At 47.7% G+C, this 218-nt stretch carries 1 protein-coding gene; it reads right to left on the bottom strand.

The features are described from left to right. The coding region (locus HMPREF0549_RS09180) for a Clp protease N-terminal domain-containing protein (RefSeq protein WP_169303858.1) at positions 1–189 on the bottom strand (189 nt) is incomplete at its 3' end. Positions 190–218: the final 29 nt, after the last annotated feature.

Raw genomic sequence — 218 nt, 5'->3', positions numbered from 1 at the left:
ATCTGTGCGCAACTGGCCAGCATTTATGCCAGCGGATGTTAATAAAGGACTAACCGAACCCCCTTCCTGATTCAGCAGGGCGCTCATTAAATGAAGTGGTTCGATAAATTGGTTGTCGTGCCCGAGTGCAAGTGATTGGGCATCGGCAAGAGCAAGCTGGAATTTATTAGTAAGACGATCCAGACGCATAACTCCTCCCATAACGGATCAAAGTTGCT

It is taken from the genome of Limosilactobacillus vaginalis DSM 5837 = ATCC 49540, from assembly GCF_000159435.1.
Taxonomy (GTDB): Bacteria; Bacillota; Bacilli; order Lactobacillales; family Lactobacillaceae; genus Limosilactobacillus; species Limosilactobacillus vaginalis.
The sequence above is the reverse complement of the archived record's forward strand: the minus strand, read 5'-3'. Positions and strand labels throughout refer to the sequence as shown.